Source organism: Streptomyces sp. NPDC107575 (assembly GCF_055657265.1).
On the sequence record NZ_JBVKBG010000002.1, the window covers coordinates 894,763 to 913,954 of the forward strand.

Consider the following 19,192-nt stretch of genomic DNA (forward strand, 5'->3'; position numbering starts at 1 on the left):
CTTGAGGAGTTCCGCAGCCATGACCCTTTCGCCGCCTCCGGACGCCGGCGCACGGCACAAGCTGACCGCTGTCACCGGGCTCGCCGCCCTCTCCCTCGACGCGATGGCATCGGTGGCCTACGGGCCGGAGGCCATCGTGCTGGTGCTGGCGACGGCCGGGGCGCACGGTCTCGGTCTCACCCTGCCCGTGACGTTGGGCATCGCGGGGCTGCTGGCCGTGCTGGTCGCGTCGTACCGGCAGGTCATCGCCGCGTTCCCGGACGGCGGCGGCTCGTACGCCGTCGCGAGGCGTCATCTCGGGCGCCGTACGAGCCTCGTCGCCGCCGCCTCGCTCGTCCTGGACTACGTGCTCAACGTGGCCGTCGCCGTGACCGCGGGGGTGGCCGCGCTGACGTCCGCGTTTCCCGCGCTCCACGGACAGCGGCTCGTCATCTGTCTCGGTGTGCTGGTGCTCGTCACCGCCGTGAACCTGCGGGGCATCGTCGATTCGGCCCGCGCCTTCATCGTTCCGACGGCCGTCTTCGTCGGAGCGATCCTCGTCGTCATCGCGGTGGGGCTCTTCCGCGACGCCCCCGCGTCCACCGCCGCCTCGGCCGGACACGCGTCCGTCCTGGCCGGTGACGCCACCACCGTCGGCGCGCTGCTGCTCCTGAAGGCGTTCGCCTCCGGCTGCTCGGCGCTGACCGGCGTCGAGGCGATAGCGAACGCGGTGCCGTCGTTCCGCGCCCCTGCCGCCCGCCGGGCGATGCGCGCGGAGGCGGGTCTCGGTGTGCTCCTGGGCGTGATGCTGATCGGCCTGGCCGTGCTCATCTCCCGCTTCGGGCTCCAGCCGGTGGCCGGGGTCACCGTCCTGGCCCAGCTCACCGATGCGTCGCTCGGGCACAACTGGGGGTTCTACGTCGTCCAGTTCGCCACCATGGCGCTGCTGGCGCTCTCCGCCAACACATCGTTCGGCGGCCTGCCGGTCCTGCTCAAGCTCCTGGCACGGGACAACTACGTGCCGCACGTCTTCGGGCTGAAGGCGGACCGCCAGGTGCACCGGCACGGTGTCGTCTGGCTCGCGCTCGTCTCCGCCTGTCTGCTCGTCTTCTCCGGCGGTGACACCAACACGCTCGTCCCCCTGTTCGCGATCGGTGTCTTCGTCGGATTCACCGTCGCCCAGGCGGGGATGGTCCTGCACTGGCACCGTGTGCGGACGCGGCGCTGGGCGGCCTGCGCCGTGCTCAACGGCTTCGGGGCGCTCCTGACGGGGGTGTCCGCCGTGGTCGTCACCGCCACCAAGTTCCACGACGGCGCCTGGCTGATCGTCCTCGCCCTGCCCCTCCTCGTCGTCGCGTTCGAGACCGTCCACCGTGCCTACGGCCGGATCGGCGAGCGCCTCGGCGTCGGCCGGATCCCCGCACCCCCGCACCGGGAGCGCTCGCTCGTCCTGGTCCCCGTCTCCTCGCTCACCCTGCTCACCAGCGAGGCCCTCTCGGCCGCGGTGTCGCTGGGCGACGAGGTGCGGGCCGTCACGGTCTGCCACACCGACGCGGAGGACCGGGAACAGTCGGAGGCGCTGGCACGGGACTGGGCCCTGTGGGACCCGGGCGTGCCCCTGGTCAGGGTCCACTCGGAGCGCCGTACGCTCGGGGCTCCCCTCAGCACGTACGTACGCGAACTGCGCGCGGCCGAACCGCGCACACGGATCACGGTGCTCGTGCCGGAGGCCGAACCGGACCGCCTGTGGCAGCGGTTGCTGCAGAACCAGCGGGGCGCGCTCGTCGCCCGTGCCGTCCGCCGGGACACCGACGCGGTGATCTGCCGGCTGCGGTTCCGGCTCGGGTCCGCTCAGCCGACGTGCACGCGCGGGCGCAGTTCGCGATCCGGTTCGGCCTCGCGCAGCACTTCCCGGGTGACCGGGGCGATCTCGCCCTGGCCGAAGAGGAAGAAGCGCAGGAAGTTGGCGAAGGGGGTGCCCTCGGTCCACTCGAAGTAGATGTGCGGGGTGACGCCGGTGAGGTCGCGGGTGTGGAGCAGGAGCGCGGCGAGCCCGTTGGACACCGAGGAGGCCTCCACGGTGAGGACCCGGAAGCGGTCGTGCAGGACCTCGCCGCGCACGGTGAGACCGGCCTCGAACTCGGACGGGTCGGTGATGGTGACCTCGACGAAGATGAAGTCCTCGGTACCGGAGACGTCGTTGTCGGCGCGGATCTGGTCCTTCTTCGCCCGGTACTCGTCGGCGTCGCGGTTGTCCGGCTCGTTCGCGATGAAGCGCGGCGTGCGCTTGCAGACGTCCCGGATGAAGCGCTCCGCCATGTCGTCCAACTCGACGTGCGTGACGCGGAGTTCGAAGGCACGGCCGAGGCGGGAGAGCAGCGAGATGAGGATGATGCCGGCGATGAAGCAGGCGCCGATCTTCACACCGTCCGGGCGCTCGATGATGTTGACGACGGTGGTGTAGAGGAAGACGGCGGCGATGACACCGAAGCCCACGGTCCATCCGCGCTGGCCCGCCTTGCGCGCGGCGATGGTCACGGCGATGGCGGCCGAGCAGATCAGGACCAGGACACCGGTGGCGTAGGCGCCGCCCTGGGCGTCCACGTTCGCGTCGAACAGCCAGGTCACCAGGAACGCGACGAGGGTGAAGACGATGACCATCGGGCGCACGGCGCGGGCCCAGTGCGGGGCCATGCCGTACTTCGGCAGATAGCGCGGCATCAGGTTGAGCAGACCGGCCATCGCGGAGGCACCGGCGAACCAGAGGATGAGGATGGTCGACGCGTCGTAGACGGTGCCGAAGGAGTTGCCGAGGTACTCGTGGGCCAGGTACGCGAGGGCGCGGCCGTTCGCCTTGCCGCCCGCCTCGAACTCGTCCTGCGGGATGAGCACCGTCGTGATGAAGCTCGTACAGATCAGGAACACGCTCATGATCAGCGCGGCCGTGGTCAGCAGCTTCTTCGTGTCGCGGATGCGGCCCGCGGGCGCGGCCTCGGTGTCCTCGGGATCGCCCTTCACGTGCGGCATCACCGCCACGCCGGTCTCGAAGCCGGACAGGCCCAGGGCGAGCTTGGGGAACACGACCAGAGCGACGCCGATCATGACGAAGACGTTGCCGTGCTCCTGGGTGAGGGCCGCGGTCCAGTCGGTCACGACATGGCCCGCGGTGACGACGTGCCACAGGCCGGTGATCACCACGACGACATTGAGCGCCAGGTAGACGCCGACCAGGGCCGCGGCGACGCCGATCGCCTCCAGGAAGCCCTTGAGGAACACCGCGCCGAGCAGCGCGATGAGGATCATCGTGATCAGCACCTGTTTGTCGTGCAGCGCCGATTCGAGATGCGGGTTCTCGACGAGGTGCGTGGAGGCGTCGGCGGCGGACAGCGTGATGGTGATGAGGAAGTCGGTGGCGGCGAAGCCGAGCAGGGTGAGGACGAACAGCTTGCCCTTCCAGAAGGACAGCAGCCGCGACAGCATCGCGATCGAGCCCTCGCCGTGCGGGCTCTCCTCGGCGACGCGCCGGTAGACCGGAAGCGCACCCGCGAGCGTGACGACGACCAGGACGATCGTCGCGATGGGGGAGAGGAGACCGGCGGCGAGCGCCGCGATGCCGGGCTGGTAGCCGAGCGTGGAGAAGTAGTCGACACCCGTCAGGCACATGACCCGGTACCAGGGCTGCCCCCGGTGCTCCGTGGCGTCGGGCTTCGGCACGGACGGCCGGCCCTTGCCCATGTCCGACAGGCCCTCCAGCATCCACGCGCGCAAGCGGCCGGATCGAGGGTGGTGGGTGGTCGACATCGAGGGTCCTTGCAGGTCAGGGGGTGGTCTCGCGGGCCGTCCCCGGGTACGGCCGGGCAAGCCTAAGCAGCCCGGCACAGGCGGACGGCCGCTCAGGCATCAGGGAAGCGTCAAGATGGGCCGTACGGCCGTCGCGTGCGTCACATCGGCCCGTGACGTGCGGGCGGACGCTCAGCCGAGGCCGGACACCTGGAGGAGGGCGCGGGTGGTCTCGACGTCGATGTGGCGTGCCAGCCGGTCGAGGTCGGCCGCGCCGTGGTGCAGGGTGCCGAGGGCCCGTGCCGTTGCGATGTCCTCCTCCAGGCGGAGCCACAGGGCGGGGTTGGCGAGCAGGACCTGGAGGTCGATCTCGGCTCGGGCTCCTGACGCGTCACGCAGCAGCAGGCGCCGCTCCGTGCCTTTCGGCCACGCGGCGAAGGCCAGCCGGTCGGTACGGACGGCCCGGGAGACGCACAGGCCCCGAACGGTGAGCACGCCCGGCGCGGCGCTCACCCGGGCAGGCAGCAGAATCACCAGCAGCAGCGCGGCAAGGGCCGTCCAGCCGAGCACGTGGAGCGGGGACAGGCTCCTCGCCGTGGCATCGACGATCAAGCACGTTGCCAGCAGCAGGCCGGCCGACGCGAGCGCGGAGCGGGCGTTCCCGGGCCAGTCCGCGTCCCGCAGCACCCGCGCCGCCGGCCGGCCGTCGGCGGAGTCCGGGCCGGGGCGGGGAACGGGGAGCGGAGGCTGCATGAGGCCGACGTTAGGCGCGCCCGCGCCTCGTTCGACCGAACGCTGCGCACCGTTGACGCGGCGGCCGCCGACTCTGACGGCTTCCTGACGCGCCCTCGCGCACATCCACCCCCTGGATGTGCGGCATCGGCGCTTTCGATGGGCCGGGGGATTCCGTCGGGCCGGGTGCGCACCGCACAGTGGCGCGTACATCACCGGCCGGTGTGGCCGCGCGGCCCGACGGTGACGTAGCCATCTGTCACCTGGGGAGAGGGATCCGCCATGTCTGCTTGCCGATCGGAGCGTTGGAGACGCGTGCGTGCGTCGGTCGTCAGCGGGGCGATCGGTGGGGTGCTCGGCTCGGTGATGAGCGCCCTGGTCAACTACGCGGTCGTGGGCGTGCCTTCGAGCGCCGCGGCGAACGCCGCCAACCACGCGGTGTCCGGGCTGATCAGCGGGTTCCTCGCCGGGTTCATCGGACTCCTGGCACACCAACGGCGGCATGGCGCCGGGGTGCGGCCCGGGGCCGGGGACATCTGACGGGTCTCCGGCCCCGGACCGCGCCGGTCATCGCCGGTGCTCCGCCGTCGGCCTGGGCGACGGTCCTCGCTCCGGCGTCGAGGTGGCGGTGCCCACCGCCCGGAACAGCCGCCCCGGCCACCAGAACCACCGGCCGAGGTCGAGGGCGAGGGCCGGGACCAGGACCGTACGGACCAGGAACGTGTCCAGGAGGACGCCGATGCCGACGATCACGCCCATCTGCGCCATGGTGACCAGCGGCAGGCCCGCGAAGACCGCGAAGGTGGCCGCGAGCACGATGCCCGCCGAGGTGATGACACCACCGGTGCTGGTCAGGCCCTCCAGGACGCCGCGGGTGTGGCCGAGCCGCGCGGTCTCCTCCTTCACGCGGTGCATGAGGAAGATGTTGTAGTCGATGCCGAGGGCGACCAGGAACACGAAGCCCATCAGCGGGATCGACCAGTCGATGCCCGCGAAGCCGAGGAAGTGCTCGAAGAGCAGGTTCGAGGCGCCGAGGGCGGCGAGGAACGACAGCACGACCGTCGCCAGGAGCAGCAGTGGTGCCACCAGGGCGCGCAGCAGCCAGATCAGCACGCCCAGGACGACGAGCAGCACGATCGGGATGACCGTGCGCAGGTCCCGGTCGGCGGCCCGCTGCGTGTCGAGGGTCTGCGCGGTCGTGCCGCCGACGAGCGCGTCGGCCCCGTCCACCGCGTGCACCGACGAACGCAGCGCGTCGACGGTGTCCTTGGCGGCCGTGCTGTCCGGGGCGTCCTTCAACACCACGGAGAGCGTGGTGAGTTGGCCGTCCGGTGTGCGGTCGCCGTTCTCGATGCGGGCGACGCCGGGGGTCTCCGCCGCGGCCGTGCGCACCTGCGCCGCGTGCTCCGAGGCCGTGACGATCTTCGCGGGGTCCGAGGCGCCGGACGGGAAGTGGGCGGCGATGTGCTCCTGGGCGAGCACCGACTCGGGCTTGTCCTGGTACATCTCGGACTGGCTCAGGCCCATGGTGATGCCGAGCGCGCTCAGGGCGAGCACACCGGTGGTGGCCACCGACATCATCCATGACCAGCGCGGCCGCCGGGCGAGCGCGCCGCCGATCCGCGACCACACGGTGCGCGGCTTGCGGGCGGGCGTGCCGAGGCGCGGCACGAACGGCCAGAACACCCACCGCCCGCAGATGACGAGCAGCGCGGGCAGCACGGTCACCATGGCCAGGAACGCGCACACCACACCGACCGCGCCCACGAGCCCCAGCGACCGCGAGGAGTTGATGTCGGCGAACGCCAGGCAGGCGAGGCCCACCGCGATGGTGCCCGCCGACGCCAGGATCGCCGGGCCGCTGCGCCGCAGGGCGACGCGCATCGCCGCGTGCCGGTCCTCGGTGCGGTGCAGCTCCTCGCGGTAGCGGGCGATGAGCAGCAGCGCGTAGTCCGTGCCGACGCCGAACACGAGCACCATCAGGACGCCCGCGCTCTGCGGATCGACGGGCAGGCCCGCGTACTTGGCGAGCAGATAGGTCGTGGCCTGGGTGAGCGCGGCGGCGAAGCCGACCGAGAGCAGCGGGAACAGCCACAGGACCGGGCTGCGGTAGGTGAGCAGGAGCAGGACCGCGACGACGAGACCGGTGGCGATCATCAGCGTCGAGTCGAGGGTGTCGAACACCGCGACGGAGTCGGTCAGCGAGGCCGCGGGGCCGCCGACCTCGACGTCGACGCCGGGCGGCGCGTGGGCGCCCGCGACGTCGCGCAGCTCGTCGACCTTGTCGGTGATGCCGTCGCCGCCGTCCATGGGGACGACGGTCATCAGGGCCTCGCCGTCGGCGGAGGGGAGCGGTGGCGCGATCCGGTGCCCGTCGGCGACGAAGGGCGCGAAGCCGGCGACGTCCGCGCGTGCCTCCTTGCCCGCGGCCTCGACGGCGGCGCGGTCGGCGCCGGTGTAGACGACGACCGCGGCGGTCAGCTCGTCGGTGCGGAACCTCTCCAGCTCGGTGTTGACCCGCGCCGACTCCGCGCCCTTGGGCAGGAAGGCGTTGGGCCCGGTCTCCTCGACGTCGCCGAGCTTCCCGGCCAGCGGGCCGAGCGCCACGGCGACGATCAGCCAGGCGGCCAGCACCAGCCATTTGGAGCGGCGCCCGCCGGGCGCGGTCGAGAGCCGCTTGATCCAAGCGGGCATGAGTGGTCTCCTTCGGGTGAGAGGTGGGTGTCTTGCGATGAGCTCGCGGGGCGTTGCTTCTCGTGCGTGCGGCCGGGAGTTGCCGCTCCCGGCCGCACCAGTTCCTGTTCGGTGTGTGCCGCTACTCGATCTCGCGCATCATCCGCTCCATCGACGCCAGCGACGCCTGCGCCTGTTCCTGCTGCTCCAGGGAGCGGCGGTGCAGCTCGATGTTGTCCTCGAGCAGTTGCTGGTACTTGAGCGCCATCTGCTTGTACTGCTCCTCGCGGGCGGCCAGCATCCGCGCGCGCCACGTGGCGGCGATCTGCCAGACGACCACGATCAGGAAGAGGAAGGTGCCGGCGGCCCCGGCCACTCCTGCCCAGTCTCCGCCGTTCATCTCGTGCGCTCCTTCTGTGTCTTCTGCACTGTCGGCCCGTCCTCGTCGGTGAGGCTCGGCGCGGCCGCCGCGATCACCTCGGGGGTGAGCGTGTACGTGAACGGGGTCAGCTCGTAGAACTTCATCGCCTTGCCGCTCTCCGAGAGCTCCAGCGTCCCGCTGACCAGGCCGGCGGCCTCCAGGCGCTGCAGGTGCATGTGCAGCAGCGGGCGGCCGATGCCGATGTCGCGGGCGAGCGCGCTGACGTAGTTGCGTCCCTGCGCGAGCGCCGCGACGATCCGCAGCCGGTGCGGATTGCCGAGGGCGCCGAGCACCTTCAGCAGCTCGTCCCCCGTGGGGGCCGGCCCGTGTGTCATGCCGCCCCCTTCAGCCGTGCCGGAAGCCGTGTCGGACCATCCCCAAACTCACCCTTCGCCGTGCCACCTGTCAAAGAAATCTGACACATATCAGGGATGGATGAGGGATCGGTGAGGGAGGCCTCAGGGTTCCTCGGGGTTGCCTCAGGGGGCCGCCAGGGTGATTTGGTATACCATTTTTGGCGTCGATGCCGACGTCGCGTCGGACGACGCACAGGAACTACGCAAGGAGAGCCCCATGCGCGAGGCGGCAGCCCCCTCCGAACCCGCGAGCCTCGTCGGAGCCACGCTCGCCGACGGGCGCCTCGTCGATGTCCGGATCGCCGACGGACGGGTCCGCGAGGTCGTCGACCACGTGCGCGGTGGCACCCCCGCGCCCGGCGCCGTCGACCTGCGCGGCGCGCTGCTGCTCCCCGCCTTCGTCGACGGCCACGCCCACTTCGACAAGACGCTGCTCGGCGCGCCCTGGCGGCCGCACCGCACCACCCGCACGCTGCGCGACCAGATCATGTCCGAGCGGGCCTCGCGTGCCACCGAGCCGGTCCCGGTCACCGAGCGCGCGACCACGCTCGCGCGCCGCATGATCGCCATGGGCACGGGCCATGTGCGCTCGCACGTCGACGTCGACCCCGACGTCGGCCTGGACAATCTGCGCGCCGTGCTCGGCGTCCGCGAGTCCTTCCGCGACCGGCTCGGCATGCAGATCGTGGCGTTCCCGCAGAGCGGCGTCGTCACCGCGCCCGGCGTCGCCGAACTCCTGGACGCCGCGCTCGCCGAGGGCGCCGACCTCATCGGCGGACTCGACCCCGTGGGCTTCGACGGGGACGGGGCCGGGCAGCTCGACATCGTCTTCGGCCTCGCCGAGAAGCACGGCAAGGGCGTCGACATCCACCTGCACGACGGCGGCACGACCGGCACCGGACAGCTGCGCGACATCGCCGCGCGCACGGCCGCCCTCGGCCTCGGCGGCCAGGTCGCCGTCAGCCACGCCTACAGCCTCGGCGCCGTCGACGAGGCAGAACTCGACCGCACCGCCGAGGCGTTGGCCTCGGCAGGCGTCGCCATCATGACCAACGGCCCGGCGGGGCCGATGCCGCCCGTCATGCGGCTGCGTGCGCACGGCGTCCGGGTCTTCGCCGGTTCCGACAACATCCGCGACACCTGGTGGCCCTACGGCACCGGCGACATGCTGGAGCGGGCGACGATCATCGGCTTGCGCGACGGGCTGATGACGGACGAGGAGCTGCGCGTCGCCGCCTCTCTCGTCACCGACCAGGCCGCCGCCGCGCTCGGCCTCGACGGCTACGGCATCGCGCCGGGCTGCCGCGCCGACCTCGTCGCGGTGGCCGCCGGATCCGTCCCGGAGGCCGTCGCCGACCACCCGCGCCGCGTCCTGGTCCTGCACGGCGGGAGGGTCGTCGGCCCCGAGTCGGTGGACACCTACCCGCGCTTCGCGCCCGCCGGCTGACCCCGGGGACGCCCCGCGCTACGCCCCCGCCTCCCGCAGCAGCTTCGCGATCTCGTCGTGGCCGTGCCGCTCGGCGTGGTCGAGCGGGGTGACACCGTCGCGGTCGGCCAGCTCCGGGTCGGCGCCGCCGTCGAGCAGCAGGGAGACGACGCGCTGGTGGTCGCGGCCGCCGTCGCCGAGGATGACCGCCTCCAACAGGGCGGTCCAGCCGAGGTTGTTGACGTGGTCCACGTCGACGTCCGTATGGCGCAGCACCTCGCGGACGTACGCGGCGTGGCCGTGCTCGCCCGCGGGGATCAGCGACGTACCGCCGTACCGGTTGAGCAGGGCGTAGTCCGGGTCGGCCGGGATCAGGGCGCGGGCCATCGCCACGCTGCCGGTCACGCCGGTCACCAGCCAGGCGCTGTCGTCCTGTTCGTCCTGGGCGTCCGGGTCGGCGCCCGCCGCGACGAGGGCCTTCGCTGCCGCCACATGGTCGTCGAGCGCGGCCAGCAGCAGCGGGGTGCGGCCCTCGTCGTCGCGGACCTCGGTGTCGGCGCCCGCGCGCAGGGCGGCGCGGACCGCGGCGGTGTCGCCCTCGTCCGCGGCGCGCAGCAGATTCGCCGAGGCCTGCGGGGCGGACGGGGCGCCGGAGGACCGCTCGGCCGAGGCCCTCGGCGAGCGCTCGGTGTCCGCCGCGCCGTCCGGCGCCGCGGTGCAGGCCGTGACGAACGCCAGCGCACCGACCGCGATCAGTCCGCTCAGTCGGGTGCTCGGTCGTCGTCCGGTGCGCATCGCGGTCCTCCGTCGGGTGGGGCTGTGCCGATGCCCCGATCCTCCGCCCCGGCCGCGCGCCCCGGTGTCGACCCGTCGGGTACGTGCCGCGGTCGAGGGGAGGACCCCGATGTCGTCCGATCGGTCGATGCGCGCCCGCGTCACCCCCGCTCGTAGGCGATCACCGCGGTCGTCACCAGGCACGGCGACGGCGGCACCATCTGGACGCGCAGGGTGCCCCGTGCCGCGTCGTAGTCGATGCCCTCGGACTCGAACGTGCCCTTGCAGACGCTGCGCTGGGGGATCGCGAAGGCCGTGGCCACGCGACCGGTCACCGGTGTGCCGTCCAGGGGGCGGTCGAGAGTGATCTCGAGGACCTCCTTCGTCGCGGCGTCGGACGAGCACAGGAGGTGGGTGGCGTCGGTGAAGTCGCAGCCCTGGATGTTCGTCACCGGCTTGTCGAGGGAGATCTGTCCGGCCTGGGGGAGGTTGGCGCCGGGCTGCGGCGCCGAGGCGTTGAGGATCGGCGTGGGGAAGACCTGGAGGCGCTCCCGCGTGCCCCACTCGCCGGACACCAGCCACTGCCCGTCGGGCGACACGGACGCGAACGAGTTGTTGAGCAATTCGCCCGGGTCGAGGGCGTGTTCGTAGGTGGTGCGCTTCCCGGCCGCGGTGGTCACCGCGAACATCTTCTTCGTCGCGCTGTCGCCGCCCTGGTACGCGTCGAACGTGTAGCCGCGCGCCACGTCCGGGTCGCCCACGTGCGTCCAGCCCGCGGCGCGCAGGGACAGCGGGATCGAGCCCAGGCCGCGGTACAGGAGCGTCCCGTCCGCGCGCGAGGCGAGGCCCTGGCTGCCCGTCAGGGAGTTGACGTGCGAGGTGCCGGTCTCGGTCCAGGTGGGTGCGGCGGACGCCGTCGTCGCGCCGAGGGTGAGGGCGCCCAGGGCGATGGCGAGGGGCAGCGCCGAGCGTCTTTTGTGCCGCTTCTTGTACCGGGTCATGAGGGCCACCCTGCCCCATGATCGGCGCGCGCAGGGGGTGTTCGGTCAGGGTGGCGGATTGTCGCCGTACGTCCCTACCCGGAGATGTAAAGGGTTGTAAAGGCGCCGTATAGGTGGAGTGACCACAAAGCCCCCTGCAATGCCCGGTCATTACCTGGCTGACGTTGTGTCATCACGCTGCGTGGCGGAATGAACTCCTCAGGGGTGTGACGCGTCTTACCCAAAACGAGACCTGGAAATTCGCTGGAGGTGTGACGTCGGAGAGTCACCATGCGCTTGACTTGGCGAACCCCCAACTAGGAGAGCTCATGCGACCGTTCGCACTGAACTATGCCCGCCCCACGCGAGAGGCAGAGGTCAGGGCGCCGTATGTGTACGACGCAACGCTGCAGTTGAACGTATTGGCCGACGGCGCAGTGGCGGCACGCGACTACGCAGTGTTGCGGGACTTCGCGGCCACCACCTCGACCGCGGGCTCGAAAACCCATTTCGACGACTGAACGGCCCTGCCGAAATGACCGTGCTGATCCTGACGAGTGAACAGGATGTGACGGCCGACATGGCCGTCGTCGAATTGAACGCCAATGGAATCCCCGTCCTGCGGCTCGACCCCGCCGAACTGCCCGGCGGTGTCGGGGTGTCGGGCGAGTTCGCGCACGGCGCGTTCCACGGCCATCTCTCGGTCGGGGGGCGGGTCGTCAGCATGGGCGGCCTGCGCTCGATCTGGGTGCGCCGCCCCGGCGTGCCCGCCGCCCGCGCGGGGGCCGCGTCGTCCTGGCTCACCGAGGAGGCCTCGCAGTCCCTGTACGGGATGCTGCGCTGCACCGAGGCGCGCTGGATGAACCACCCCGACTCCGCCGCCCAGGCCCGCCACAAGCCGTGGCAGTTATGGCTGGCGCGCGCCTGCGGCCTGCCGGTGCCCGCCACACTGATCACCACATTTCCGCGCGCCGCCCGCGAGTTCGCCGAGCGCTACCCCGACCTGATCGTGAAGCCGGTCTCCGGCAGGCATCCCGACGACGCCGGGCTCGCCGTGCCCACCACGCGCGTGCGCCCGGGCGAGGACTACCAGGACGTCGCGAACGGGCCGACGCTGCTGCAGCGCCGCGTGCGCAGGGCCGCCGACATCCGTCTGACCTGCGTCGGTGACCGGCTGTTCGCGGCGCGCGCGGCCGGCTCCCCGGACGGGCCCGAGGCCGGACCCGGCGTCGACGACGTGCGCTTTGACGCCGCCGCGGGCCCCTGGCGCCCGATAGCCGTGCCCCGGCGCGTCGCGGACGGGGTGCGGGCCTATCTGACCCGCGCCCAACTGGCGTACGGGGCGTTCGACTTCGCCGAGGACGCCGACGGCATCTGGTGGTTCCTGGAGTGCAACCAGTCGGGCCAGTTCGGCTTCATCGAGATCGAGACGGGCCAGCCCATCGGCCGGGCCGTCGCGCAGTGGCTCGCGGGCGAACCCCTCGGGCCCGTGCCCCCCGCGGGCGAGGACGGCGAGCGCACGCTCGGCGCGGGGTGTGGCTGACACGACTGCGCGAAGATCTTTACGCGGAGGCGGGCGAGGGGTACGAGAGAAGCATGACCGACGCCACCGCAGTCACCAGGCAGGGAACCCTCCGCGGCCGCACGGAGGGCGGCATCGCCGCGTTTCTCGGAGTGCCCTACGCCGCCGCCCCGTTCGGCCCGCGCCGCTTCGCCGCGCCCGAACCCGCCGAGCCGTGGACGGGCGAGCGCGACGCCACCTCGTACGGCCCGACCGCGCCCAAGGCCCCGTACGCCCCGCCGTTCGACGCGCTGATCCCGGAGACCTCCCAGGACGGCGAGGACTGCCTGAACCTCAACGTATGGACCCCCGAGCCGGGATCCGGCGTACGCCTGCCCGTCATGGTGTGGCTGCACGGCGGCTCCTTCTCCAACGGCTCCGCGAACTCCTCCGGCTACCGCGGTGACACCTTCGCCCGCGACGGCGTCGTGTTCGTCGGCGTCAACTACCGGCTCGGCGTGGACGGCTTCCTGCACCTGCCGGGGGCGCCCGACAACCGCGGCCTTCTCGACATGATCGCCGCCCTTGAATGGGTGCGGGACAACATCGAGGCGTTCGGCGGGGACCCGGACCGGGTGACCGTGTTCGGCGAGTCGGCGGGCGGGGTGGCCATCGGCCGGCTGCTCGTCGAGCCGCGCGCCCGCGGCCTGTTCCGGCGCGCGATCCTGCAGAGCGGGGCCTGCCACCACTTCGTACGGCCCGACACCGCGCGCCGCATCGGGGAGCGGCTCGCCGCGAACCTCGGGATCGAGCACACCGCGGAGGCGTTCGCGGCGGTGCCGCTGCCGGAGCTGATCGCGGCGCAGGGCGCCCTGTCGGACGAGTTCCGGTCGCGGCCCGACCCGGCGGTGTGGGGCGACGCGGCGCTGAACGGGATGGTCTTCGAGCCGATCGCCGACGAGCACGTCATGCCGGGCCCCGACCTCGGCGTGGACCTCCTCGTCGGCAGCAACCGCGAGGAGAACCGGCTCTACATGGTGCCCACCGGCCGCTTCGACACCATCAGCGAGGGGCGGGTGCAGCGGGGCGCCGAGGCCTTCGGCGCGGACCTCGCGGGGTACCGGGCGAGCCGTCCGGACGCGAGCCCCGGTGAACTCCTCGACGCCGTCGTCACCGACTGGTTCTGGCGGATCCCGGCGGTGCGGCTCGCCGAGTCCGTGCCGGGCTCGCACCTGTACGAGTTCGCCTGGCGCTCGCCGCAGTTCGACGGTCAGCTGGGCGCGTGCCACGCCCTGGAGCTGGGCTTCGTCTTCGACCGCGCCGACGACCCGGACTACGCGGCGCTCGTCGGCAAGGACGCACCGGCGGACCTGGCCCGCGCGGTGCACGGCGCGTGGGTCGCGTTCGCGGAGTCCGGGGACCCGGGCTGGGCCGCGTACGACGCGGAGGGGGACCGGGCGACGATGGTGTTCGACGCGGGGGCCTGCCGGGTCGAGGCGGACCCGCGGGCGGCCGAGCGGGAGCTGTGGGAGGGCGCGCGCTGAGGTCTGGGAATGCCCACAGAGCGGCGCGATAGTGTGCCCCGGTGACGACGCATTCGAACACCCCCGCAGGTTGGTACCCGGACCCCCAGGGCACGCCCCAGACGCTGCGGTGGTGGGACGGCGCCCAGTGGACCGAGCACACGCACGCCGCGCAGGCGCAGGCGCAGGCACCGGCCCAGGCACAGCCGCAGGCCCAGGCTCCGGCCGCGGGGCAGGTGCCGCCGCAGCAGCAGGCTCCGGCGCAGCAGCAGTTCGCGCCGGTCCAGCAGCAGCCTCAGCAGCCGCAGTTCGCGCCGGGGCAGCCTCAGCAGCAGCCGCAGCAGTTCACCCAGCCGCAGGGCCCGTCCCTGCACGAGCAGCAGGCGCAGGCGCGGGCCGCCGATGTGCAGCGGCAGGTGCAGCAGCAGGCGGGCGTCGCGGGGGCCGGGCAGGGCGGCGGCACGCTGTTCACCGAGCCGGTCCTCGTGGTGAACCAGAAGGCCAAGCTGATCGAGCTGACGAACGAGTACAGCGTCATGAATCAGCACGGCGGCCAGGTGGGCTCCGTCGTCCAGGTCGGCCAGAGCGCCATGAAGAAGGCGCTGCGCTTCGTCGCCAGCGTCGACCAGTTCATGACGCACCGGCTGGAGATCCGGGACGCGTACGGGCAGCCGCAGCTGGTGCTGACGCGGCCGGCCAAGTTCATCAAGTCGAAGGTGCTCGTGGAGCGGCCGGACGGTTCGCCGGTCGGCGAGATCGTCCAGCAGAACGCCATCGGGAAGATCAACTTCGCGATGAACGCGAACGGTCAGCAGATCGGCGCGATCAAGGCGGAGAACTGGCGGGCCTGGAACTTCGCGATCGTGGACCACGCGGACAACGAGGTCGCGCGGATCACGAAGACGTGGGAGGGGCTGGCCAAGACGATGTTCACGACCGCGGACAACTATGTGCTGCAGGTCCACTATCAGTTGCCCGAGCCGTTGTTGAGCCTTGTCGTTGCGACGGCTCTCACCGTGGATACGGCGCTGAAGCAGGACTCCCGCGGGTTCGGGTGACCGGTCTTCGTTGCGGTCCTACGGGGTTGCGGTCACGGGGCTCTGCCCCGGACCCCGCGCCTCAATCGCCGGCGGGGCTTGATAGGTGGAATGCGTCAGCAGCACCACGCCCCCCGTCGCCAGGATCGCGCCCACCGCAGCCAGAGACCAACCCGCCACTCCGCCCTGTAGATGCTCGCCGAGCAGTACCAGGCCGATGACCGACGCCGCGACCGGGTTCGACAACGTCACCATTGCGAGGGGAGCGCCCAGGCCGCCGCGGTAGGCCGTCTGGGACAGGAGCAGGCCGCCCGCCGCGAACGCCGCGACCAGGAGGGCGACCGCGATCACGCGGATGTCGAGCAGGGGGCCCGTGCGGTCGGTGACCGCCACCGTCACGGTCTGGGTGAGCGCCGAGGCGACGCCCGACGCGACGCCGGAGGCGGTCGCGTGGCGCAGGCCCGGCTTCGCGCCGCGCCGTGAGAGGACCCCGATGAGCGCCGCCGTCACCGCGGCCACGCCGAGTGCCTCGGGCAGTGAGAGTGTGTCGTCGGGGGCGGGGCCCGAGGCCGTGACGAGGAGCGCGCCCAGGCCCGCGAGGGTGAGGGCCGTGCCCCGCCACTCGCCGGCCGTGACGTGCCGGCCGGCCACCTTCGCCCCCAGCGGCACCGCCGCGACGAGGGTGAGCGCGCCGAGCGGCTGGACGAGGGTGAGCGGCCCGTACTTGAGCGCGGCGACGTGCAGCAGCGCGGCCGAGGCGTTGAGGCCGACCGACCACCACCAGGTCCCCGTGGCGAGCAGCCGCAGCACGCCCGCCCCCGACGTGGCCGCGAGCCGCTCCTGGGCCACGGCCGCGGCGGCGTAGGCGACGGCGGAGACGAGCGAGAGCGCGACGGCGAGCAGCGTGGCGGTCATCGTGCCGCTCCGGCCGGGTGGGCGTTCGGCGTGGCGATCGTCTCGACCGGTATGTGGGTCGGTGTCGCCGCCGCGAGTACGTCGGCGGCCGTCAGCGCGTCGGGTGGCGTGCGGAACGCGGTCGGGGTCCACGGCGTCGGCGTGGACGCCGAGGACTCCGCGATGTGCGGGGCGCTCGCGGGCGCGGGCACCGGGAACAGGTGGCGCCAGAAGCCGGTCGTGTCGATGGCGCGGGGCAGCCGGATGACCGCGAGCGCGATGCCGAGCAGCAGCGTCGCCACGATGGTGTCGAGCCAGTAGTGGTTGGCGGTGCCCACGATCACGAGCAGCGTGAACAGCGGGTGCAGCAGCCACAGCCAGCGCCACCGCGAGCGGGTCGCGGCGATCAGGCCGATCGCCACCATCAGGGCCCAGCCGAAGTGCAGCGAGGGCATCGCGGCGAACTGGTTGGCCATGGTGTCCGTCGCGGGCTTCGCGGCGTAGACCGAGGGGCCGTAGACCTGCGCCGTGTCGACGAGGTGCGTGGCGGCGAGCAGCCGCGGCGGGGCCAGCGGGAACGTGAGGTGCAGCACGAGCGCCGCCGCCGTGAGCACCGCGAGCACGCGCCGCGTCCACAGGTAGTGGCGCGGGCGGCGCAGGTACAGGAAGACGAGCAGCGCGATCGTGGCCGGGAAGTGCACGGAGGCGTAGTAGACGTTCGCGGCGTGCACCAGGGTGTCGCTGCTCAGCAGCACGTCCTGCACCGCGCCCTCGCCGGGCAGGTGCACGGCGCGCTCGAAGCTCCACACGTGGTCGGCGTTGTGGAACGCCTCGGCGGTGTGGCCGTTGGCCAGCTGCCGCCCGAGCTTGTAGACGAGGAAAAGTCCCACGACCAGCAGCAGCTCGCGTATCAGGGGTGGCCGGGCGGCGTGCCGCTCCGGTTCCCGCAGGTTCCCGTTCATCGATACGCCAGTGTACCGATACGGCGGCGTACCGGTACACTGGCGTATCGATAGGCCGGTGTGATCTCATCGACACCGCAGCCGACCCGAGGAGTGAGGGCCATGACGACGCGCGAGAAGGCCACCGAGGCCGCACCCACCGCCTCGCGCCGCTCGAAGATCAGCCCCGAGCGGGCCCAGGAGTTCTTCGACGTGGTCCTCGATCAGCTGCGGGAGCAGGGGTACGGGGCACTCACCATGGAGGGCGTCGCCGCGCAGGCCTGCTGCAGCAAGTCCACGCTCTACCGGCAGTGGAAGACGAAGCCGCAGCTGGTGGCCGCGGCGCTGCGGGCCGGACGCTGTGCCAAGTTCTTCACAGCCGACACGGGTACGCTCGCGGGAGACCTCGCGACCGCCGCGCGCAACGCGGCGTCGCAGGCCAAGCCGGACACGGTGCTCGTGCAGGCGCTCGGGCACGCCGCCCTCCAGGACGACGAGCTGAAGGGCGCCCTGCGCGAGGCGCTGATCGAGCCGGAGCTCGCGTCGATCGACGCGATGGTGAAGCGGGCGGTGGCGCGCGGCGAGATCGCCGCCGACCATCCCGCGCTGCCCTACCTGGCCGCGCAGCTCTTCGGAGTCATGCGCAGCCGACCGATCCTGGAAGGGCGCGAGGCCGATGCCGACTATCTCGTCGGCTTCGTCGAGCGCGCGCTGATTCCGGGACTCGGCCTGACCCCGGAGGGTCGGGCCACCTGAACGGGAGGCCGCCGGTCGCAGGGATGACCGACCGGTGGTCTGCCCGCGCCGCACCGTGGGGACGGGGGCGGCGCGCACCCCCGGCCGGGCGGGTTCCTCCTTGAGCGGAGGGGGACCCGCCCGGCCGCATGTGTGCGGGGGGCCGAGCGGGGCTCAGACGTTCTCGCCGGTGTCGCCGTCGCCGGTGACCGTCGCCTTCTTGATGCCCTTGAGGATCTCGTCGATCGCCCCGGCGTCCGGGCCCTTGGCCTTGTCCGCGGCGGTCTTCGGGACGTCGACGCCCGCGCGCAGCACGATGAGCTTGTCCGGGTTGGCGGGGGAGGGGAAGGCGGCCGACTCCACCCAGGCGTCGACGCCCGCCTTCGTCTCTACGCTCCAGCGGACCCGGTAGCCCTTCTGCCCGGCGACCGTGACCGCCTTGGCGAAGACCTGCTTGTGGCCGGTGATCCCCTTGTAGGTCTTGCCGCCGTAGGACGACTCCGCGTTCTTGGCGATGTCCTCCTTCGCGGCGGCCTTCGCCGTCTTCGCGTCGAGCTTGAGGCGCTTCGCCGAGGAGGTGGATGCGCCGCCCTTCACGCAGACGTCGTCCTTCGAGCTGGGGCAGGGGTACGGGCCGATGGTGATGCCGGCGACGCCCGCGCCGTCCGTCCCGGTCCAGTTCTTGATGACCGGGATCGCGACCCCGTTGCTGACATCGGTGGCGAACCCCTGGTCGAGCGGCGCCCGCGGACTGGCACCCGGAGCGTCGGGGTCCGGGCTCTCGCCCTCGCCGCCGTCGGGGGCGCCGGGATCCGAGGGGGCCGCCTCCTTCGGGCTCTGCGAGCGGGAGTCCGCCTTGTCGTTCTTGCCGTCGCCGTCACCGCCCTGCGTGAGCGCGTAGACGCCGGTGCCGATCCCCGCGAGGACCACGACCGCGATCCCGGCGGCGATGGCGATCCGGCCCCGGCCGCGCGACGCCGGCGGCGGGCCGGGGTGGCCGGGATGGCCGGGATGGTTCGGATACGCCGGGGCGGCCCCGGGCGCGGGCGGCTGCGGGGCGAACTGCGCCGGCTGCTGCGGCTGCGGTGCCTGCGGCGGGGTCGTGGTGGCGGGCCGGGTCTGGTCGGTCCAGCGTGCGCCGTCCCACCAGCGTTCGGTGCGCGGGCCGTTGGGTATCTGCCCCGGGTCGGGGTACCAGCCTGCGGGAGTCTGCGACGTCATGGACGGAACAGTATGAGGCCCGGCTGAAAAGGGGATGAGAGGGTCCGCCCACCGGTCGGGATCGTTACCCGGGCCGGTCCGCACTGCCCATCTCCGGCCAAATGTCACCGGCTGCCGCGACGCCCCACGAAGCGGAGGCCTCCCGGTCTAGTCTCGTGACCAGTACGTCGACCGCCCCGAGCGGTCGGCCGCGACCGGACACCGGGGCAACACCCGGTA

At 72.4% G+C, this 19,192-nt stretch carries 17 protein-coding genes and 1 pseudogene; 8 read left to right on the forward strand and 10 right to left on the reverse strand.

Annotated elements, in window-relative coordinates:
- Positions 1-19: 19 nt before the first annotated feature.
- A pseudogene (locus ACZ7L4_RS10620) lies at positions 20-1,822 on the forward strand (APC family permease); the annotation flags it as partial.
- An 8-nt stretch (positions 1,823-1,830) separates the two neighbouring features.
- Here the strand turns inward: ACZ7L4_RS10620 and ACZ7L4_RS10625 are convergent.
- A complete protein-coding gene (locus ACZ7L4_RS10625; RefSeq protein WP_472101353.1) occupies positions 1,831-3,780 on the reverse strand; it encodes an APC family permease in 1,950 nt (649 codons plus the stop codon).
- A gap of 171 nt (positions 3,781-3,951) precedes the next feature.
- The gene (locus tag ACZ7L4_RS10630; protein WP_472101354.1) at positions 3,952-4,512 is read right to left on the reverse strand and encodes a hypothetical protein; all 561 of its coding nucleotides are present in this window, start codon (positions 4,510-4,512) and stop codon (positions 3,952-3,954) included.
- A 294-nt stretch (positions 4,513-4,806) separates the two neighbouring features.
- Between ACZ7L4_RS10630 and ACZ7L4_RS10635 the strand changes: the two genes are divergently transcribed.
- Complete coding sequence (locus ACZ7L4_RS10635; protein ID WP_472101355.1) at positions 4,807-5,031, forward strand: hypothetical protein; 225 nt, start codon at positions 4,807-4,809, stop codon at positions 5,029-5,031.
- Positions 5,032-5,058: 27 nt separating this feature from the next.
- Here the strand turns inward: ACZ7L4_RS10635 and ACZ7L4_RS10640 are convergent, their stop codons facing one another.
- From ACZ7L4_RS10640 to ACZ7L4_RS10650, 3 genes are all read right to left on the reverse strand, one after another.
- Positions 5,059-7,185 (reverse strand): MMPL family transporter, encoded by a 2,127-nt coding sequence (locus ACZ7L4_RS10640; RefSeq protein WP_472101356.1) that lies wholly within the window; start codon positions 7,183-7,185, stop codon positions 5,059-5,061.
- A 121-nt stretch (positions 7,186-7,306) separates the two neighbouring features.
- Entirely contained in the window at positions 7,307-7,564 is a 258-nt protein-coding gene (locus ACZ7L4_RS10645) for a hypothetical protein (RefSeq protein WP_356373748.1), read from the reverse strand.
- Positions 7,561-7,920 carry an ArsR/SmtB family transcription factor gene (locus ACZ7L4_RS10650; RefSeq protein ID WP_472101357.1) on the reverse strand — a complete coding sequence of 120 codons (360 nt, stop codon included), beginning with the start codon at positions 7,918-7,920 and terminating at the stop codon, positions 7,561-7,563. Before ACZ7L4_RS10650 ends, ACZ7L4_RS10645 begins: the two co-directional genes overlap by 4 nt.
- Positions 7,921-8,158: 238 nt before the next feature.
- On the opposite strand from ACZ7L4_RS10650, the gene ACZ7L4_RS10655 reads away from it, so the two are divergent.
- Positions 8,159-9,388, forward strand: a complete 1,230-nt coding sequence (locus tag ACZ7L4_RS10655; protein ID WP_472101358.1) for an amidohydrolase family protein — start codon at positions 8,159-8,161, stop codon at positions 9,386-9,388.
- Positions 9,389-9,406: 18 nt separating this feature from the next.
- Here ACZ7L4_RS10655 and ACZ7L4_RS10660 read toward each other — a convergent pair whose 3' ends face one another.
- Together ACZ7L4_RS10660 and ACZ7L4_RS10665 are read right to left on the reverse strand one after the other, a co-directional pair.
- Complete coding sequence (locus ACZ7L4_RS10660; RefSeq protein ID WP_472101996.1) at positions 9,407-10,123, reverse strand: ankyrin repeat domain-containing protein; 717 nt, start codon at positions 10,121-10,123, stop codon at positions 9,407-9,409.
- A gap of 179 nt (positions 10,124-10,302) precedes the next feature.
- On the reverse strand, positions 10,303-11,142 hold the full coding sequence (locus ACZ7L4_RS10665; protein WP_472101359.1) for a hypothetical protein: 840 nt from the start codon (positions 11,140-11,142) through the stop codon (positions 10,303-10,305).
- 308 nt (positions 11,143-11,450) lie between these two features.
- Between ACZ7L4_RS10665 and tgmA the strand changes: the two genes are divergently transcribed.
- The 4 genes from tgmA to ACZ7L4_RS10685 are packed head-to-tail and all read left to right on the forward strand — an operon-like array spanning position 11,451 to position 15,203.
- Entirely contained in the window at positions 11,451-11,642 is a 192-nt protein-coding gene (tgmA, locus tag ACZ7L4_RS10670) for a putative ATP-grasp-modified RiPP (RefSeq protein WP_472101360.1), read from the forward strand.
- Positions 11,643-11,656: 14 nt separating this feature from the next.
- On the forward strand, positions 11,657-12,664 hold the full coding sequence (gene tgmB / locus ACZ7L4_RS10675; protein WP_472101361.1) for an ATP-grasp ribosomal peptide maturase: 1,008 nt from the start codon (positions 11,657-11,659) through the stop codon (positions 12,662-12,664).
- Between the two features lie 53 nt (positions 12,665-12,717).
- Complete coding sequence (locus ACZ7L4_RS10680) at positions 12,718-14,166, forward strand: carboxylesterase/lipase family protein (protein ID WP_472101362.1); 1,449 nt, start codon at positions 12,718-12,720, stop codon at positions 14,164-14,166.
- 41 nt (positions 14,167-14,207) lie between these two features.
- Complete coding sequence (locus ACZ7L4_RS10685) at positions 14,208-15,203, forward strand: LURP-one-related family protein (RefSeq protein WP_472101363.1); 996 nt, start codon at positions 14,208-14,210, stop codon at positions 15,201-15,203.
- Positions 15,204-15,221: 18 nt separating this feature from the next.
- Here the strand turns inward: ACZ7L4_RS10685 and ACZ7L4_RS10690 are convergent, their stop codons facing one another.
- Together ACZ7L4_RS10690 and ACZ7L4_RS10695 are read right to left on the reverse strand one after the other, a co-directional pair.
- Entirely contained in the window at positions 15,222-16,097 is an 876-nt protein-coding gene (locus ACZ7L4_RS10690) for a DMT family protein (protein WP_472101364.1), read from the reverse strand.
- Entirely contained in the window at positions 16,094-17,038 is a 945-nt protein-coding gene (locus ACZ7L4_RS10695) for a phosphatase PAP2 family protein (RefSeq protein ID WP_472101365.1), read from the reverse strand. Before ACZ7L4_RS10695 ends, ACZ7L4_RS10690 begins: the two co-directional genes overlap by 4 nt.
- Positions 17,039-17,140: 102 nt before the next feature.
- On the opposite strand from ACZ7L4_RS10695, the gene ACZ7L4_RS10700 reads away from it, so the two are divergent.
- A complete protein-coding gene (locus tag ACZ7L4_RS10700; protein WP_450811551.1) occupies positions 17,141-17,773 on the forward strand; it encodes a TetR/AcrR family transcriptional regulator in 633 nt (210 codons plus the stop codon).
- 153 nt (positions 17,774-17,926) lie between these two features.
- Here the strand turns inward: ACZ7L4_RS10700 and ACZ7L4_RS10705 are convergent, their stop codons facing one another.
- Positions 17,927-18,973, reverse strand: coding sequence for a DUF2510 domain-containing protein (locus ACZ7L4_RS10705; protein WP_472101366.1), 1,047 nt, complete (start codon positions 18,971-18,973; stop codon positions 17,927-17,929).
- Positions 18,974-19,192: the final 219 nt, after the last annotated feature.

What these genes read in the sequence shown, in the direction of transcription:
- ACZ7L4_RS10625 (WP_472101353.1), bottom strand. Translation starts at nt 3,780, where the DNA reads ATGTCGACCACCCACCACCCTCGATCCGGCCGCTTGCGCGCGTGGATG.
- ACZ7L4_RS10630 (WP_472101354.1), bottom strand. Translation starts at nt 4,512, where the DNA reads ATGCAGCCTCCGCTCCCCGTTCCCCGCCCCGGCCCGGACTCCGCCGAC.
- ACZ7L4_RS10640 (WP_472101356.1), bottom strand. Translation starts at nt 7,185, where the DNA reads ATGCCCGCTTGGATCAAGCGGCTCTCGACCGCGCCCGGCGGGCGCCGC.
- ACZ7L4_RS10645 (WP_356373748.1), bottom strand. Translation starts at nt 7,564, where the DNA reads ATGAACGGCGGAGACTGGGCAGGAGTGGCCGGGGCCGCCGGCACCTTC.
- ACZ7L4_RS10650 (WP_472101357.1), bottom strand. Translation starts at nt 7,920, where the DNA reads ATGACACACGGGCCGGCCCCCACGGGGGACGAGCTGCTGAAGGTGCTC.
- ACZ7L4_RS10655 (WP_472101358.1), top strand. Translation starts at nt 8,159, where the DNA reads ATGCGCGAGGCGGCAGCCCCCTCCGAACCCGCGAGCCTCGTCGGAGCC.
- ACZ7L4_RS10665 (WP_472101359.1), bottom strand. Translation starts at nt 11,142, where the DNA reads ATGACCCGGTACAAGAAGCGGCACAAAAGACGCTCGGCGCTGCCCCTC.
- tgmA (WP_472101360.1), top strand. Translation starts at nt 11,451, where the DNA reads ATGCGACCGTTCGCACTGAACTATGCCCGCCCCACGCGAGAGGCAGAG.
- tgmB (WP_472101361.1), top strand. Translation starts at nt 11,657, where the DNA reads ATGACCGTGCTGATCCTGACGAGTGAACAGGATGTGACGGCCGACATG.
- ACZ7L4_RS10680 (WP_472101362.1), top strand. Translation starts at nt 12,718, where the DNA reads ATGACCGACGCCACCGCAGTCACCAGGCAGGGAACCCTCCGCGGCCGC.
- ACZ7L4_RS10690 (WP_472101364.1), bottom strand. Translation starts at nt 16,097, where the DNA reads ATGACCGCCACGCTGCTCGCCGTCGCGCTCTCGCTCGTCTCCGCCGTC.
- ACZ7L4_RS10695 (WP_472101365.1), bottom strand. Translation starts at nt 17,038, where the DNA reads ATGAACGGGAACCTGCGGGAACCGGAGCGGCACGCCGCCCGGCCACCC.
- ACZ7L4_RS10700 (WP_450811551.1), top strand. Translation starts at nt 17,141, where the DNA reads ATGACGACGCGCGAGAAGGCCACCGAGGCCGCACCCACCGCCTCGCGC.
- ACZ7L4_RS10705 (WP_472101366.1), bottom strand. Translation starts at nt 18,973, where the DNA reads ATGACGTCGCAGACTCCCGCAGGCTGGTACCCCGACCCGGGGCAGATA.